At 59.7% G+C, this 15,732-nt stretch carries 16 protein-coding genes, 1 tRNA gene and 1 pseudogene; 10 read left to right on the forward strand and 8 right to left on the reverse strand.

Annotation, left to right across the window (positions count from 1 at the left end):
- Window positions 1-281: 281 nt before the first annotated feature.
- Window positions 282-1,535, reverse strand: coding sequence for a ferredoxin reductase family protein (locus HBR93_RS24965; protein ID WP_169961314.1), 1,254 nt, complete (start codon window positions 1,533-1,535; stop codon window positions 282-284).
- Window positions 1,536-1,885: 350 nt separating this feature from the next.
- Here HBR93_RS24965 and HBR93_RS24970 point away from each other — a divergent pair, with 350 nt between their 5' ends.
- Together HBR93_RS24970 and HBR93_RS27105 are read left to right on the forward strand one after the other, a co-directional pair.
- Window positions 1,886-2,248 (forward strand): SH3 domain-containing protein, encoded by a 363-nt coding sequence (locus tag HBR93_RS24970; protein WP_222932501.1) that lies wholly within the window; start codon window positions 1,886-1,888, stop codon window positions 2,246-2,248.
- Between the two features lie 6 nt (window positions 2,249-2,254).
- Window positions 2,255-2,365 (forward strand): annotated as a pseudogene (locus tag HBR93_RS27105) (integrase); the annotation flags it as partial.
- 115 nt (window positions 2,366-2,480) lie between these two features.
- Here the strand turns inward: HBR93_RS27105 and HBR93_RS24975 are convergent.
- A tRNA-Ser gene (locus HBR93_RS24975) sits at window positions 2,481-2,571 on the reverse strand.
- Window positions 2,572-2,723: 152 nt separating this feature from the next.
- Between HBR93_RS24975 and HBR93_RS24980 the strand changes: the two genes are divergently transcribed.
- The 7 genes from HBR93_RS24980 to HBR93_RS25010 all read left to right on the forward strand — a co-directional run bounded on the left by HBR93_RS24980 (window position 2,724) and on the right by HBR93_RS25010 (window position 6,934).
- Window positions 2,724-3,395: a Bax inhibitor-1/YccA family protein gene (locus tag HBR93_RS24980; protein WP_029293588.1), complete on the forward strand. Its 672-nt coding sequence runs from the start codon at window positions 2,724-2,726 to the stop codon at window positions 3,393-3,395.
- Window positions 3,396-3,482: 87 nt separating this feature from the next.
- On the forward strand, window positions 3,483-3,875 hold the full coding sequence (tusD, locus tag HBR93_RS24985; protein ID WP_057960002.1) for a sulfurtransferase complex subunit TusD: 393 nt from the start codon (window positions 3,483-3,485) through the stop codon (window positions 3,873-3,875).
- A 1-nt stretch (window position 3,876) separates the two neighbouring features.
- Window positions 3,877-4,227 (forward strand): sulfurtransferase complex subunit TusC, encoded by a 351-nt coding sequence (gene tusC, locus HBR93_RS24990; RefSeq protein WP_169961315.1) that lies wholly within the window; start codon window positions 3,877-3,879, stop codon window positions 4,225-4,227.
- Window positions 4,227-4,520, forward strand: coding sequence for a sulfurtransferase complex subunit TusB (tusB, locus tag HBR93_RS24995; RefSeq protein ID WP_128593583.1), 294 nt, complete (start codon window positions 4,227-4,229; stop codon window positions 4,518-4,520). Before tusC ends, tusB begins: the two co-directional genes overlap by 1 nt.
- Window positions 4,517-4,852 (forward strand): TusE/DsrC/DsvC family sulfur relay protein, encoded by a 336-nt coding sequence (locus HBR93_RS25000; protein WP_169961316.1) that lies wholly within the window; start codon window positions 4,517-4,519, stop codon window positions 4,850-4,852. The genes tusB and HBR93_RS25000 overlap by 4 nt, the downstream gene beginning before the upstream one ends.
- Entirely contained in the window at window positions 4,849-5,850 is a 1,002-nt protein-coding gene (locus HBR93_RS25005; protein ID WP_057441426.1) for a glycosyl transferase family protein, read from the forward strand. The genes HBR93_RS25000 and HBR93_RS25005 overlap by 4 nt, the downstream gene beginning before the upstream one ends.
- Window positions 5,851-5,938: 88 nt before the next feature.
- A complete protein-coding gene (locus tag HBR93_RS25010) occupies window positions 5,939-6,934 on the forward strand; it encodes a glutathione S-transferase family protein (protein WP_169961317.1) in 996 nt (331 codons plus the stop codon).
- Between the two features lie 66 nt (window positions 6,935-7,000).
- Here the strand turns inward: HBR93_RS25010 and cysG are convergent, their stop codons facing one another.
- The 6 genes from cysG to HBR93_RS25040 are packed head-to-tail and all read right to left on the reverse strand — an operon-like array spanning window position 7,001 to window position 14,489.
- The gene (gene cysG, locus HBR93_RS25015; RefSeq protein ID WP_057960007.1) at window positions 7,001-8,395 is read right to left on the reverse strand and encodes a siroheme synthase CysG; all 1,395 of its coding nucleotides are present in this window, start codon (window positions 8,393-8,395) and stop codon (window positions 7,001-7,003) included.
- Window positions 8,396-9,676, reverse strand: a complete 1,281-nt coding sequence (gene serS / locus HBR93_RS25020; protein ID WP_057441423.1) for a serine--tRNA ligase — start codon at window positions 9,674-9,676, stop codon at window positions 8,396-8,398.
- Between the two features lie 16 nt (window positions 9,677-9,692).
- The gene (gene crcB / locus HBR93_RS25025; protein ID WP_057441422.1) at window positions 9,693-10,067 is read right to left on the reverse strand and encodes a fluoride efflux transporter CrcB; all 375 of its coding nucleotides are present in this window, start codon (window positions 10,065-10,067) and stop codon (window positions 9,693-9,695) included.
- Entirely contained in the window at window positions 10,064-11,389 is a 1,326-nt protein-coding gene (locus tag HBR93_RS25030; RefSeq protein WP_057960008.1) for a replication-associated recombination protein A, read from the reverse strand. Before HBR93_RS25030 ends, crcB begins: the two co-directional genes overlap by 4 nt.
- Window positions 11,390-11,399: 10 nt before the next feature.
- The gene (gene lolA / locus HBR93_RS25035; protein WP_057960009.1) at window positions 11,400-12,023 is read right to left on the reverse strand and encodes an outer membrane lipoprotein chaperone LolA; all 624 of its coding nucleotides are present in this window, start codon (window positions 12,021-12,023) and stop codon (window positions 11,400-11,402) included.
- 57 nt (window positions 12,024-12,080) lie between these two features.
- Window positions 12,081-14,489 (reverse strand): DNA translocase FtsK, encoded by a 2,409-nt coding sequence (locus HBR93_RS25040; protein WP_057441416.1) that lies wholly within the window; start codon window positions 14,487-14,489, stop codon window positions 12,081-12,083.
- Between the two features lie 521 nt (window positions 14,490-15,010).
- On the opposite strand from HBR93_RS25040, the gene aat reads away from it, so the two are divergent.
- A complete protein-coding gene (aat, locus tag HBR93_RS25045) occupies window positions 15,011-15,691 on the forward strand; it encodes a leucyl/phenylalanyl-tRNA--protein transferase (protein ID WP_057441414.1) in 681 nt (226 codons plus the stop codon).
- Window positions 15,692-15,732 lie beyond the last annotated feature (41 nt).

Below are 15,732 nucleotides of genomic sequence, written 5' to 3' on the forward strand. Positions count from 1 at the left end.
CTTTTCGGTCACTTGATTGACCGCTTGGATTTTGAATTCTTCGGGATAACGTGGGTTGCTCATGGCACCTCCTGATTGGCCTCAGTTTAAGGCATGGAGGTGTCTACGAAACCCGGGGCGATTCATGAATCAGCAGTAAGGCGCGTCGAGAGAACAACACGCGCGCTTCGTAGAGGCTGGTTTTTACGGATCATCTAACAGGCTCCAGGGATTGCAGCCTAGCTGCTCCCCCAGGAGCTGGATGACCAGCTGGCATGACCTGCAGTAGGCAGTCTATCGAATCAACGGAAGTCGAAAAGTTCGAAGTGAAGATTAGCTTTCGGAATTCGATGGAGATCCATTAGTTCATACACCTTGCTTAGTAGTCCTTTGGGGCCGCAAAAACTGACATGAATTTGGTCCGGTTTGGTTTGAGCCACCGCGTCACTCAAGGTTTCAGCCAACTGCTCAGTCCCCCCCGTATTACGAACAAATTGCGCACCACGCATGGTGGCCATACTTTCCAACTCTTCGGACGGAGGGAAGGCGCGCGAGGGGGTGAAACAATAGACCAGCGTTGCCTTTTCGAAGTCTTTGGCATTCGGATCTTGCAACCAGGAAATAAAAGGCGAAATCCCCACACCCGCGCCGATCCAGATTTCCCGCTCGGCGTGAGAGGCCCGTTTAAATCTCCCATAAGGGGCGTAGACAGTGGCAAGCATTCCGGTTTTCGCGCACTCGCAGAGCTTTTTGGTGTAATCCCCAAGCCCTCTGATAATGAACTCAATTTGCCCATTCGGACCGTTGGCGCTAGCGATCGTGAAAGGGTGAGGCTCACGCAACCCTTTTTGCTGCATGGCCAGAAACGCAAACTGCCCGGCACTGAAGTCAAATCCTTTATGGATGGGCTCCAGCGTCAAATGCAGCGCCCTGTTGCCCCTATTGACGGTTTTCACCCTGTACTCGCCAGCACGGGCAAAAAAGGGGTAAAGAACCAGTTTGTAAAGGGCTGCCAGCACACCCAACCCGCAGGACAGCGCCAACCAGAGACCTGAAGGGCTGAACAAAGTGATCGGCGACTTGAAGCTTAACCAATGTAAAATCACGACCAGAAACAATGGCCCGGAGAGCTTGTGCCACCACCGCCACAGGCTGTAAGGAATATTGCGGTTCAACGCAAGAAGTACGATCAGACCTAGTGCTACATAGCTCAACTGGCGCACTAGCCGCGTCCAGTATTTTGGCAACTCCAGAATAGGCACGCTGTTCCAGGCATCCAGATTTGCCTTGAATACAAAGTGATACGTGGCAAATACAAGCGCCCAGATACCTAGCCACTTGTGTGACTCATAGACCCGGTCCAAGCCGCCGAATAGATTCTCAACTACCCTCCAGCGACTGGCCAACAGGCAGGAAACCGCCATATAAACCAGTGCGCAAGCTCCAAGTATCAGGCTGAGAGTTGCCGAAGTGAGCCAGGTATCAACAGGTATTTCAATCAGCAGCGTTAGTGTCGTAATCACTAAGATACCGAGTATGCAGTGCCAGCTCTTCACCGTGAACGCTCCCGTTATGAATATGGTGTCGCAGGCTGAACCTCATCCTCCCTGAAGCCGTCAGCGGCCTGATACGTTAGCAGGCTACTGAAATAGGGAGATGACCCAGGTCATATCTAGAGAGAACATGCGAATGAACCCAGCCGTGCGCGATTTCGCTCGCCACAGCGGTCTTCGGGAGCGGGGTTTCTGTGGGTCGTCCAGTGTCGGGCTCACCGGCAACAATCTCTGGATTCGCCTTATCGTAGCCAGGCTGCCTGAACGAGCTTGGCGCACTGGTCGAGCGAGTGGAAACTGTATCGATGGAGAGCAACTGCTGCTCCGTGCGAACACCACCCAAGGAGGCGATAGTGATCGAATCAAGCTATGTGGTAATTCACTCACATGTCAGCGAATTTCCTGAACCTATGACCCTCCGAACTGGGGACGGCGTTTTGGTTGGGGAGCGATATGATGGTCCCGAAGGCTGGCCTGACTGGTATTTTTGCACTGCCCCGGACCAAGAACCTGGCTTTGTACCAGCGCAACTCCTTGATCGCCACGTGGACGGCTCCGCAAAGATGCTGGAGGACTTCACTAACAGAGAGTTGGATGTTGTCGAGGGACAAGTACTGCAAGGTAATCGTCAATTGAACGGTTGGTTATGGGCGGTACGGATTTCAGACGGTGCAACTGGGTGGGTGCCTTTAGATAAGGTCCGGCTGCAAGATTGAATCACCTCTGGAGTCGTGGATATCGGCGACGCAAGTCTGCTGCTGGGGCACAGCAATCAGGAAATCACAAAGCGCGCTTACAGAAGGCTCGGCGCCACTACGAAGCCGTCAACATAGAAAAGTTATGGAACGGTTCCATAATAGTTATGGAACACCGAGCAAATACAAGCCCGCCATGGCCAACCCCCAGAAACACAAAAGCCCCGCAATCGCGGGGCTTTTGTATGAATCTTGGCGGGAAACCAGGGATTCGAACCCTGGGAACGCTATTAACGTTCGCCGGTTTTCAAGACCGGTGCATTCAACCACTCTGCCAATTTCCCTTGCGCAACACAGGATTATAATAGCCCATCCTGTCTCAGCGGGCGCCATAATACCCGAATGAAACACACTGTCAAACTCTCTGCATAGCTTGTTACAGAGCGTCTGTTATGATCTTTGCGACTGAACGTTTCAAAACTGAAGGAGTGTCGCCATGCGCGAACAGGATTACGCAGTTAATAGCAACGTGCAGGCTGAGCAGCTAGAGGTTAGCCGCGTCCTGCGCAATACATACGGCTTGCTCGCCCTCACCCTCGCATTTAGCGGCGTGATGGCGTATGTGGCGCAGCAGATGCGTGTCGGCTACCCGAATATCTTCGTGGTATTGATCGGCTTCTACGGCCTGTTTTTCCTCACCAACAAGCTGCGCGACTCGGCCTGGGGCCTGGTGTCGGCGTTTGCCCTGACCGGTTTCATGGGGTTCCTGCTGGGCCCGATCCTGAACCGTTACCTGGGTATGCAGGGCGGCGCGGAAGTGGTCAGCTCGGCATTCGCCATGACGGCCTTGGTGTTTGGTGGCCTGTCGGCCTATGTGCTGATCACCCGTAAGGACATGAGCTTCCTCGGCGGTTTCATCACGGCTGGCTTCTTCGTGTTGCTGGCGGCCGTGCTGGCGAGCATGTTCTTCCAGATCAGCGGCCTGCAATTGGCGATCAGCGCCGGTTTTGTGCTGTTTTCCTCGGTCTGCATTTTGTTCCAGACCAGCGCCATCATCCATGGCGGCGAGCGTAACTACATCATGGCGACCATCAGCCTGTATGTATCGATCTACAACCTGTTTGTCAGCCTGCTGCAGATCTTCGGCATCATGAGCCGCGACGACTGATCCCAGCCTCATCAAAAAGCCCGCTTCGGCGGGCTTTTTGTTGCCTGCGGCTTTATCATTGGCAAAGGTTTGCCTACAGAGTGTTCCATGAAGTTCGCGATTGCGCTTTTTTCCGCCGCCCATGCGCCCTCCTCGCGCCGCGCCCTGCAGTTTGCCCAGGCGGCGTTGGCCGGCGGGCATGAGATTGTGCGGCTGTTTTTCTATCAGGATGGCGTCTACAGCGCTGCCAATTCGGTGGTCACGCCCCAGGATGAGCAGGATATCGCCCAACAATGGCGCGCCTTCGTCAGCGAGCATCAGCTTGACGGCGTGGTCTGCATTGCGGCGGCGCTGCGCCGAGGGGTGTTGAATGCCGAGGAAGCTGCGCGCTACCAGCGCAGTGCGGTGAATCTGGACGCGCCGTGGGCGCTGTCAGGCCTGGGGCAGTTGCACGACGCCATTCAGGACGCCGACCGCCTGATCTGCTTTGGAGGGCCATGAAATGTCCAGATCCTTGTTAGTCATCAGCCGCCAGGCGCCATGGTCCGGGCCCAGTGCGCGGGAAGCACTGGATGTGGTGCTGGCCGGCGGCGCATTCGACTTGCCGATCGGGCTGCTGTTTCTCGATGACGGGGTGTTTCAACTGGCAACCGCCCAAGATGCCAAGGCCTTGCAACAAAAGGATGTGACGGCCAACCTGCAGGCCCTCTCGCTGTTTGGCATCGACGACGTGTTCGCATGCAGCCACAGCCTGGCGGAGCGTGGGTTGACCGCCCCTGATAGCGCGCAGCCACTGAGCAGCGAACAGATTTCCCAGATGATTGACCGTTACGATCAGGTGATGACCCTCTGATGTCGACCTTGCATGTGTTGTCCCACTCCCCGTTTACCGACAGCCGCCTCGGCAGTTGCCTACGCCTGTGTGGCGCGCAAGATGCGATCCTGCTGTGCGGCGATGCAATCTATGCCCTGCAACCCGGTAGCGCCCCCTTCCAGGCCCTGCAAGCCAAGGCCCTGGCCATCTTCGTGCTTGCCGAAGATGCCCAGGCCCGCGGCCTGGCGTTGCCGCAGTGGGCCAGGAGTGTCGACTACCCAGGTTTTGTGCAGCTGTCGATCGACCATGACAAGGTCAACACCTGGCTATGAACACCCTGACTGTAGGCACCCACACCCTTGAGCTGGACAAGGACGGCTACCTGGTTGACCTGAATGCCTGGTCAGTCGAGGTGGCCAATGCCCTGGCGAGCGCCGAAGCGCTGGAACTGACCGACGAACACTGGGAAATCCTCAAGCTGCTCAGGGGTTTTTACCAGGAGTTCCAGTTGTCCCCGGCCACCCGCCCCCTGATCAAGTACACCGCCTTGAAGCTGGGCCCGGAAAAGGGCAACAGCCTGCACCTCAACCGACTGTTCAAAGGCACTCCCGCCAAACTTGCCGCCAAGCTGGCGGGCCTGCCCAGGCCGACGAATTGCTTATGACCGACTTTGCCCCGTTGATCACCGAAACTCCCGCCGAACACCCCTTTGCGCCGTTTGTGCGGATCCTCGGCAAAGGCAAGCGCGGCGCCCGCAGCCTGACGCGCGAAGAAGCCCGGGAAGCCATGGGCATGCTGCTCGACGAGAAAGTCGAGGACTCCCAGCTCGGTGCGTTCCTGATGCTGCTGCGCCACAAGGAAGAAAGCCCGGAGGAGCTCGCCGGCTTCACCGAGGCCCTGCGCGAGCGGCTCAACCCTCCAGCGCTGACGGTGGATCTCGACTGGCCCACCTATGCCGGGAAAAAACGCCACCTGCCGTGGTACCTGCTGGCCGCCAAGTGCCTGGCGCAGAACGGCGTGCGGATTTTCATGCACGGCGGCGGTGCCCATACGGCCGGCCGGCTGTACACCGAACAGTTGCTGGGTGAGCTGCAGATTCCACTGTGCCGCAACTGGCAACAGGTCGAGACCGCTCTGGAACAAGGCAACCTGGCATTTATGCCACTGGGCGACTGGGCCCCGCAGTTGCAACGCATGATTGACCTGCGCAATATCCTCGGCCTGCGCTCGCCCATTCACTCCCTGGCCCGCATCCTCAACCCGCTGGGCGCACGCTGCGGCCTGCAAAGCATCTTCCATCCCGGCTACCAGGGGGTACACCGCGATGCCAGTGGCCTGCTGGGTGACAACACCATTGTGATCAAGGGCGATGGCGGCGAGATCGAGATCAATCCCGACACCACCAGCCACTTGTACGGCACCACCGGCGGCGCAAGCTGGGACGAGGAGTGGCCTGCCCTCTCCACCCAGCGCCACGTCAAGCCAGCCAGTCTCGACCCCGAACATTTAAAGGCCCTGTGGCGTGGTGAGGTGCAAGACAGCTACCCGCAATTAGCGCTGATCGCCACCATGGCCTTGGCCCTGCGCGGCCTGGGGCACCCACGGGAACAGGCCTTCGAACTGGCCCAACAGTATTGGGATGCGCGCAACACATCGAACTAGTCGATAATTAACCCCGACCCTTTGCGCTATTTGTTCGAACCCAGACGATTAGACTGCACTCCAACGCTTACTAGCCAAGGAGTCAGTCATGGGTTTGCTGATTGAAGGACACTGGCACGACCAGTGGTACGAAAGTAGCGCAGATGGCGCCTTCCAACGGGAACAGGCGCAACGCCGGCACTGGGTCACCGCCGATGGCCAACCTGGCCCGAGCGGGGATGGCGGCTTCAAGGCCGAGGCTGGCCGCTACCATCTCTATGTTTCCCTCGCCTGCCCGTGGGCGCACCGCACCCTGATCCTGCGCAAGCTCAAGGGCCTGGAAAGCCTGATTGACGTGTCGGTGGTCAGTTGGTTGATGCTGGAGAATGGCTGGACCTTCGACAAGGCCCACGGCTCCACTGGCGACAAGCTCGACGACTTTGCCTTCATGCACCAGCGCTATACCGCCGATACCGCCGACTACACCGGGCGTGTCACGGTGCCGGTGCTATGGGATAAGAAGCTCAATCGCATCGTCAGCAATGAATCGGCAGAGATCATCCGCATGTTCAACAGCGCATTCAACGGGCTGACCGGCAACACCCTGGACTTCTACCCCGAACCGCTGCGCCCGACCATCGACGCGTTGAACGAGCAGATCTATCCCGCCGTGAACAATGGCGTGTATCGCGCAGGCTTCGCCACCTCGCAGCAGGCGTATGAAAGCGCATTTGATGAGGTGTTTGCCGAGCTGGATAAGTTGGAACAACACCTGGGCCAGCAGCGCTACCTGGCCGGTGAATACCTGACAGAGGCCGATGTGCGGCTGTTTACCACGCTGATTCGGTTTGACGCGGTGTATTACAGCCACTTCAAATGCAACCTACGGCGGATAGCAGATTATCCGAATCTGTCGAATTGGTTGCGAGAGCTGTATCAATGGCCGGGGGTGGCCGAGACCGTGGATTTTGCGCATATCAAGGGGCATTACTATGCCAGCCACCGGACGATCAATCCGACAGGGATTGTGCCGAAGGGGCCATTGCAGGCGTTTGATAGCAAACATGATCGAGAAGGATTAAGCGGTAAAGAGATCTGGCGCTGATGCGCCAGCCTCATCGCGGGCAAGCCCGGCTCCCACAGTGGGTCTGTGTGCAGCCGGGCGAACAGGTTATACCTGGGACTGGGCGCCTTCAAACCACTTCAATTTCTCACGCAACACCACCACTTCGCCTACGATCACCAGGGTCGGCGCATGCACTTCATGCTCCGCCACCAGGCGCGGCAGGTCGGCCAGGGTGCCGGTAAACACACGCTGGTTGGACGTGGTGCCTTGCTGGATCAGCGCAGCCGGGGTGTCCGCCGAACGACCATGGCGAATCAGTTGCTCGCAGATGACCGGCAAGCCCACCAACCCCATATAGAAGACCAGGGTCTGCGACGGCCCCACCAGGTCATTCCAGGGCAAATCCGAGGTGCCATCTTTGAGGTGGCCAGTGATGAAGCGTACCGATTGCGCATAGTCGCGATGGGTCAAAGGGATGCCAGCGTAAGCCGCGCAACCACTGGCCGCGGTAATGCCCGGCACCACCTGGAACGGGATGCCATGGGCCGCCAGCTCTTCGATCTCTTCGCCGCCGCGCCCAAAAATAAACGGGTCGCCGCCCTTGAGGCGCAGCACACGCTTACCTTGCTTGGCCAGGTTCACCAGTTGCTGGTTGATCTGCTCTTGCGGTACCGCGTGATCGGCGCGGCGCTTGCCTACATAAACCCGCTCGGCATCCCGTCTGCACAGCTCAAGAATCGCGGGGGCCACCAGGCGGTCATACAGCACCACATCGGCTTGCTGCATCAAACGCAGCGCGCGAAAGGTCAGGAGGTCCGGATCACCGGGGCCTGCGCCCACCAGATACACCTCACCTGGTGCATGGGGCGGCTTGCCGTTGACTTTTTCCACCAGCAACCGCTCGGCTTCATCACCTTGCCCCGCCAGTTGCCGATCGGCAATCGGGCCCTGGAAAACCTCTTCCCAAAAAGCCCGGCGTTGCTGAACATCGGGATACAAGCCCTTGACCTGGGCACGAAAGCGCGCGGCCAGCCCGGCCAATTGACCGTAGGTGGACGGAATCCAGGTTTCCAGCTTGGCGCGGATCAAACGCGCCAGCACCGGCGCGTCGCCGCCACTGGACACCGCAATCACCAAGGGCGAGCGGTCGACAATCGCCGGGAAGATCACGCTGCACAAGGCTGGCGCGTCCACCACATTGACCGGCACACACCGCCGCCGGGCATCGCTGGACACTTGCGCGTTCAGCGGCTCGTCGTCGGTTGCAGCGATGATCAGGGTGCAGCCATCAAGGTCCGCCTCCTGATAACCGCGCACAATCAGTTCACCGCCACTGCCCTGCACCAGTTCACGCAACTGATCTTCAATCAGGGGAGCAACCACCCGCAATACCGCGCCGGCATCGGCCAGCAGCCGGGACTTGCGCAAGGCAATCTCCCCACCACCGACGACCAACACACGGCTGCCGCGCAGGTTATGAAACAGTGGCAGAAATTCCATTTAGCCGATGACCTCAACGCCCGCCATGTAAGGTTTGAGCACTTCAGGTACACGGATCGAACCGTCGGCCTGCTGGTAGTTCTCCAGAACGGCAACCAGGGTGCGACCTACCGCCAAGCCCGAACCGTTAAGGGTGTGGACCAGCTCCGGCTTGCCGGTTTCCGGGTTACGGAAACGCGCCTGCATGCGTCGGGCCTGGAAATCACCGCAGTTGGAGCACGAAGAAATCTCGCGGTATTTATCCTGGCTCGGCACCCACACTTCCAGGTCGTAGGTCTTCACCGCGCTGAAACCCATGTCGCCAGTGCACAGCGCCAATACGCGATACGGCAGCTCCAGCAGTTGCAGGACGCGCTCGGCGTTGGCAGTCAGGCCTTCCAGGGCTTCCATGGAGGTCGACGGCTCGACCACCTGTACCATCTCGACCTTGTCGAACTGGTGCTGGCGGATCATGCCGCGGGTGTCACGCCCCGAGGCACCGGCTTCACTGCGAAAGCACGGGCTGTGGGCCACGAACTTGATCGGCAGCTGTTTGGCGTCGAGGATCTCGCCGGCCACAATATTGGTCAGCGACACTTCGGCAGTCGGAATCAGGTACAGATCGGCTTCACCATCGCGGCTGATCTTGAACAGGTCTTCCTCGAACTTCGGCAGCTGGCTGGTGCCCATCAGCGCCGGCGCCTGAACCAGGTACGGGGTATAAGCCTCTTCGTACCCGTGTTCGCCGGTGTGCAGGTTGAGCATGAACTGCGCCAGGGCACGGTGCATGCGCGCGATCGGGCCGCGCAGCAAGGCAAAGCGCGCACCGGACATCTTGGCGGCGGTTTCGAAATCCAGGCCGCCGGTCAATTCGCCCAGGGCGACGTGGTCCTTGATCTCGAAATCAAAGGCTTTTGGCGTACCCCAGCGGCGCACTTCGACGTTGCCGTCTTCATCTTCGCCGACCGGTACCGACTCATGCGGCAGGTTGGGAATGCCCAGCAGGATGGAATCCAACTCGGACTGAATCTTGTCCAACTCGACCTTACCGTCAGACAGCTCGCTGCCCATACGCTCGACGTCCGCCATCAACGGCGCAATGTCTTCGCCACGCTGCTTGGCCTGACCGATGGATTTGGAGCGCGCATTGCGTTCAGCCTGCAGTGCTTCGGTGCGGGTCTGGACGGTCTTGCGCTGTTCTTCCAGCGCTTCGATGCGCGCAACATCCAAGGCAAAGCCACGGGATGCCAGGCGGTCCGCTACGTCCTGAAGGTTGCTACGTAACAGTTTGGAATCGAGCATGTCGGTCTCTCGTTTATCAAAGTTTGGTCAAGGACAGGCCGGCCCAGGTGGCGAGCAGCCCGCCGAATACACTGATGGCCGCATAGCCTATCGCCAGCGGCACTTGCCCACTTTCCAGCAGGCGCACGGTATCCAGTGAAAAGGATGAAAAGGTGGTGAGGCCGCCAAGGAAGCCCACCATCAACCCGGCGCGCACCTCAACAGGCACCTCCGGGCGTAACAGAAACAGGCCGTACAACACGCCGATCAACAGGCAGCCCACGATATTAACGGCCAGCGTCGCGGTATAGAAGTGTTTCGGCCAATTGGCGTTAATCCAATTACCGGTGGCAAAGCGCAATAAGGTACCGGCCACACCGCCAACAGAGACTGCGACCACCAAGGGAATCATAGTTTTCTCCGTTGTTTGGGGCTCAGGCGATCAAGTTGCGCCAGGTGGTTGAGCTTTTCCCCGATCTTCAACTCCAGGCCACGGGGCACCGGCTGGTAGAACGGTTGCGGGGCAAGCTCGTCGGGAAAGTAGTCTTCACCGGCGGCATAGGCATCCGGTTCATCGTGGGCGTAGCGGTACTCATCGCCATAACCCAATTGTTTCATCAGCTTGGTCGGTGCATTACGCAGGTGCAAGGGGACTTCCAGCGAGCCGTGCTCGGCCGCGGCGCGCAATGCCGATTTGAAGCCCATATACACCGCATTGCTTTTCGGCGCGCAGGCCAGGTAGGTGATGGCTTGCGCCACCGCCAACTCACCTTCCGGGCTGCCCAGGCGCTCCTGGACTTCCCAGGCCGCCAGGCACAGGCTCAGGGCCCGTGGGTCGGCGTTGCCGATGTCCTCGCTGGCCATGCGCACCACGCGCCGGGCCAGGTACAGCGGGTCGCAGCCGCCGTCGATCATGCGGGCGAACCAGTACAGCGCGCCGTCCGGGTTAGAGCCGCGCACGGATTTGTGCAACGCGGAAATCTGATCGTAAAAGGCTTCGCCGCCCTTGTCGAAACGCCGCCGGGTATCGCCCAACAGGCTTTGCAGCAGGTCGACGCCAATCTCACTATTGTCTTCGGCAAGGTCGGAGGCGTTTTCCAGCAGGTTGAGAAACCGCCGGCCATCGCCGTCTGCCGCCGCCAACAGGATCTTGAAACCCTCGTCACCCAGACTCAGGTGGCGCTTGCCCAGCCCCTTGTCCTCGCTCAGCGCCCGCTGCAACAGCTTCTGCATCGCCGCTTCATCGAGACTTTTGAGCACATACACCCGCGCTCGCGAGAGCAAAGCGTTGTTCAACTCAAACGAGGGATTTTCCGTGGTCGCACCGATAAAAATCAGCGTGCCGTCTTCCACGTAAGGCAGGAACGCATCCTGCTGCGACTTGTTGAAGCGATGCACTTCGTCGACAAACAGGATAGTGCGCCGGCCGTATTGCCCGGCCTGTTGCTTGGCGACTTCCACCGCCTGGCGGATTTCCTTGACCCCGGCCAATACCGCCGAGACCGTTTCAAAGTGTGCATCGGAGACCTTCGCCAGCAGCCGCGCCAGGGTGGTCTTGCCCACGCCCGGCGGCCCCCAGAAGATCATCGAGTGCAGGGCACCCTGCTCCAGAGCTTCGCGCAGCGGCTTGCCACGAGCCAGCAAGTGCTCCTGCCCGACATACTCATCCAGGTTGGTCGAGCGCAGGCGCGCGGCCAATGGCTGGGCAATCGGGTCACTGCGAAACAGGTCCATGGGCTGCGTTTTACTCCTGGATCACATCGGCACCCTTGGGGATGTCGAACTTGAACGTCTTGGCCGGGACCGACTCATTGGCCTTGACCCCGGTGAACAGGATATTGGTGCGCTGGCCGACACTGTCGATCAGTTGCATATCGTTGATCACCCCATTGCGGAACGACAGGCGCAGGCTGTCGAACAGCGTGTCCTTGGACTTGGGCTTGAGGGTGAAGTCGATCACGTTGCTTTGTTGCTTGGAGGTAATCTCGAAGCTCTCGCTGATCTGCGACACATCACCCGACAGCAGCAAGGCCGGGGTCTGGCTCAGGCGTGGGTCGAGGGTCTTGATGGTCGCCTGCTCCAGGTCCGGGTCCCACAGCGTGACTTTCTTGCCATCGGAGACAATGGTCTGCTCATTGGGCGCGTCGGTTTTCCAGAAGAACAGGCCAGGACGCTGCACGGCCATTTCACCGGCCGTTTCCTGCAACTGCGTACCGCCACCGTCCAGGGTCAGCTGGGAGAAGCGCGCGGTCAGGGTCTTGGATTTGTCCAGCAAGTTGGTCAGGCTCGCGACGGATGCCTGGTCGGCGTGGGCCGAAAACGCGGTCAGGGCCAATGCCGGCAACAACAGCATGCGGATAAGACGCATGGGAGTCCTCATAGAATGATGTGAAAGGCGCGCCGCGTGCTGCCACGCGGCACGAGGTCAGTCGCGCATCGGCCCTGGCGCGATGACTTCGCGCGAGCCGTTGGTGTTCATGGCCGTAACGACGCCGGCCATTTCCATGGACTCGATCATACGCGCGGCGCGGTTGTAGCCGATCTTCAGTTTACGTTGCACCGCCGAGATCGAGGCGCGACGGCTTTCCAGCACGAATGCCACCGCTTCGTCGTACAGCGCGTCAGTCTCGGCATCATCGTCGCCGCCACCGCTGCCACCGTCGAAACCGCTGCCGGCTTCTTCGACACCCGCCAGGATATCGTCGTTGTATTCCGGCGCACCCCGCAGTTTCCACGCCTCGACCACGCGGTGCACCTCGTCATCGGACACAAATGCACCGTGAACGCGGATGGGCAGGCTGGTGCCGGGCGGCATGTAGAGCATGTCACCATGGCCCAGCAGTTGCTCGGCACCGCCCTGGTCGATGATGGTCCGTGAGTCGATCTTGCTCGACACCTGGAACGCCATGCGGGTCGGGATGTTGGCCTTGATCAGGCCGGTGATCACATCCACCGACGGCCGCTGGGTCGCGAGGATCAAGTGGATCCCGGCCGCACGGGCCTTCTGCGCGATACGCGCGATCAGTTCTTCAACCTTCTTGCCGACGATCATCATCATGTCGGCAAATTCGTCGACCACCACCACGATGGTCGGCAACTTGGTCAGCAGCGGCGCTTCATCGTGAATGCTTTCGCGCTTGTACAGCGGGTCGGTCAGCGGCGTGCCGGCGTCCTGGGCTTCCTTGACCTTGGCGTTGAAGCCGGACAGGTTACGCACGCCCATCTTCGCCATCAGTTTGTAGCGCCGCTCCATCTCGGCCACGCTCCAGCGCAGGGCGTTGGCGGCGTCCTTCATGTCGGTCACCACCGGGCACAGCAGGTGCGGGATGCCTTCGTAGATCGACAGTTCGAGCATCTTCGGGTCAATCATGATCAGCTTGGCGTCTTCCGGGCCGGACTTGAACAGGATCGACAGGATCATCGCGTTCACACCCACCGACTTACCAGAACCGGTGGTACCGGCAACCAGCAGGTGGGGCATTTTCGCCAGGTCAGTGATCACCGGCTTGCCGCCGATGTCGTGCCCCAGGGCCAGGGTGACCGGCGACTTAAAGTTGTCGTATTCCGGGGTCGACAGCACTTCGGAGAAGCGCACGATCTGCCGGTCTTCGTTGGGAATCTCGATACCCACGGTGGTTTTGCCGGGGATCACTTCCACCACCCGCACGCTGGTAACCGCCAGGGAGCGCGCCAGGTCTTTGGCCAGGTTGGCGATACGGCTGACCTTGACCCCTGCGGCCGGCTGGATTTCGTAACGGGTAATCACCGGGCCGGGGTGGATCGAATCCACCGACACTTCGACGCCAAACTCCTTGAGTTTGATTTCCAGCAGATGGCCGACGGCCGCCAGGGATTCCGGGGAATAGTTGAGTTGCTTCTTTTCCGCCGGATCGAGGATCGAGATCGGCGGCAAAGTGCCCTCGACGGCGCTGTCGATAAACAGCGGCGCCTGCTTTTCCTTTTGCACGCGATGGCTTGGCTCGGGCGCCTTGACCGGCGCCGGGGCGATAACCGGCGGCACTTGCTTCTCGCGGTCGGACATGTGCTTGGTCAGGGCCTGCTCGCGCTCGATCAGGCGCTCCTTGACCTTGGCCTGCTCACGGCGATCCGGCGTACTCGGGGCCACCACTTCGTTGACCCGGGTGTCGACTTCACGTAATTGCGCGACCATGCGCTTGCGGTCCACACGGGCGGCCCACCAGCGGTTGGCGGCACCCTGGAACAACTCGAACAGATCGAGGGTGATCTTGCCGGTCACGTCCATGACCTTGAACCACGACAAGTCGGTAAATACCGTCAGACCAAACAGGAACAGGGCAATGAACGTCAGCGTGCTGCCCTGGATATTCAGGGTCCTGCGGGCCAGGTCACCCAGGCTTTCGCCCAAGGCACCGCCCGCGCCAGCCGGCAGGCCGGTCGGTGCATGGAAGTGAATATGCGCCAGGGCCGCGCCCGACAGCACCAGGAACACCAGGCCGATCAGGCGCCAGGAGAACAGCCAGCCACTCCACTGCCACGGCTCATGGCGCTGGCGGAAGATCTGCCAGGTCTTGATCGCCAGCAACAACGGGAAGATATAGGCGAAATAGCCCAGGATCATGAACAGGATATCGGCGCTGTAGGAGCCCACAGGCCCGCCGAAGTTCTGCACATCGTCGATCTTGCTGTTATGGCTCCAGCCCGGATCGTCCTTGCCATAGGTCAGCAAGGCCATCATCAGGAACAGGCATAAAGCACCGATGGCAATCAGCGCGCCTTCCTTGAGCCGATAGTGCAGGTGCTGGCGCCAGGCCGGTACTACTGCTGTTTTGGGTGCTGCGGCGGATTTCTTCAAAACGGGTATTTTCCTGCGCCTTAAGCGCGTCCAACAGTTGAATGACTATAAAAATACTGCCCAATCCGGACAGGTGAAAAGTGAATGAGCGTCGTCAAGCGTCCTTTAACACTCCGAGATTCAATCATGCGCCGACGTTAACGCCAGCCCACAAGGACATAGTGCCGCCATTGTACGGGTTTGTGTGCCCGTTGCCACGCTGCCGGCTTCGCTCATGGAGCATCATCCGGCGCATTGCCCATGGGTTTCAATTTGAGCATGCATTGTCTTTACTGACAAAGGCTTATGAGCTGTTTTTATCAGACTGGACAAGCTTTACCCAGCATTCCCGCTCAACGGATGGCGACATGACGCGATTACGACCGCATCACCGCTATAGAGTTGCAGAAACACCCGCTCATGCATCAGGGTACGGATTACATGATCGGGCTGGCCGAGTGGCGCCGGCTCGACAATAATCACTGCTTAACGCGGCGGGCCCCGGCCTGTCACCGCCCTCCCCTTCTGTAAGCCTGAATACCATGCTCACCTGGTTGCAACGCAACACCTTGACGTTTCCACCGCTGGCCAAAGCCATGCGTGAACCCAACGGCCTGCTGGCTGCCGGTGGCGACCTGTCCGCCGACCGCCTGGTCCAGGCCTATCGCCACGGCTGCTTCCCCTGGTTCTCCGAAGGCCAGCCCATCCTGTGGTGGTCGCCAGACCCACGCACGGTGCTGTTCCCCGCCGAACTGCACGTGTCCCGCAGCCTCGCCAAGCTGCTGCGCCAGCAACGCTACGAGGTCACCTTCGACCAGGACTTCGCCGCTGTCATACAGGCCTGTGCTGCGCCACGCAGCTATGCAGACGGCACCTGGATCACCGAAGCCATGCAGAACGCCTATCTGCAACTGCACCAACGGGGCTACGCCCATTCCGTTGAAGTCTGGGACCAGGGCGAACTGGTCGGCGGCCTGTATGGCCTGGCCATGGGCCAGTTGTTTTTTGGCGAGTCGATGTTCAGTCGCGCAGACAATGCCTCGAAATATGGCTTTGCCACGCTCGTCAGGCAATTGCAGGCCTGGGGTTTTGTGCTGATCGACTGCCAGATGCCCACCGATCACCTGCACAGCCTCGGCGCCCGCGCCATTCCCCGCAGCGACTTTGCCGGTTACCTGCGCGACCATCTTGATCAAGCCAGCAGTGGGCCGTGGGTTTCTTAGGCGACATGCGCGCACCTGGCTTACACTTATTTCAAAGCTTA

The organism is Pseudomonas sp. WS 5411 (genome assembly GCF_012985595.1).
GTDB lineage: Bacteria > Pseudomonadota > Gammaproteobacteria > Pseudomonadales > Pseudomonadaceae > Aquipseudomonas > Aquipseudomonas shahriarae.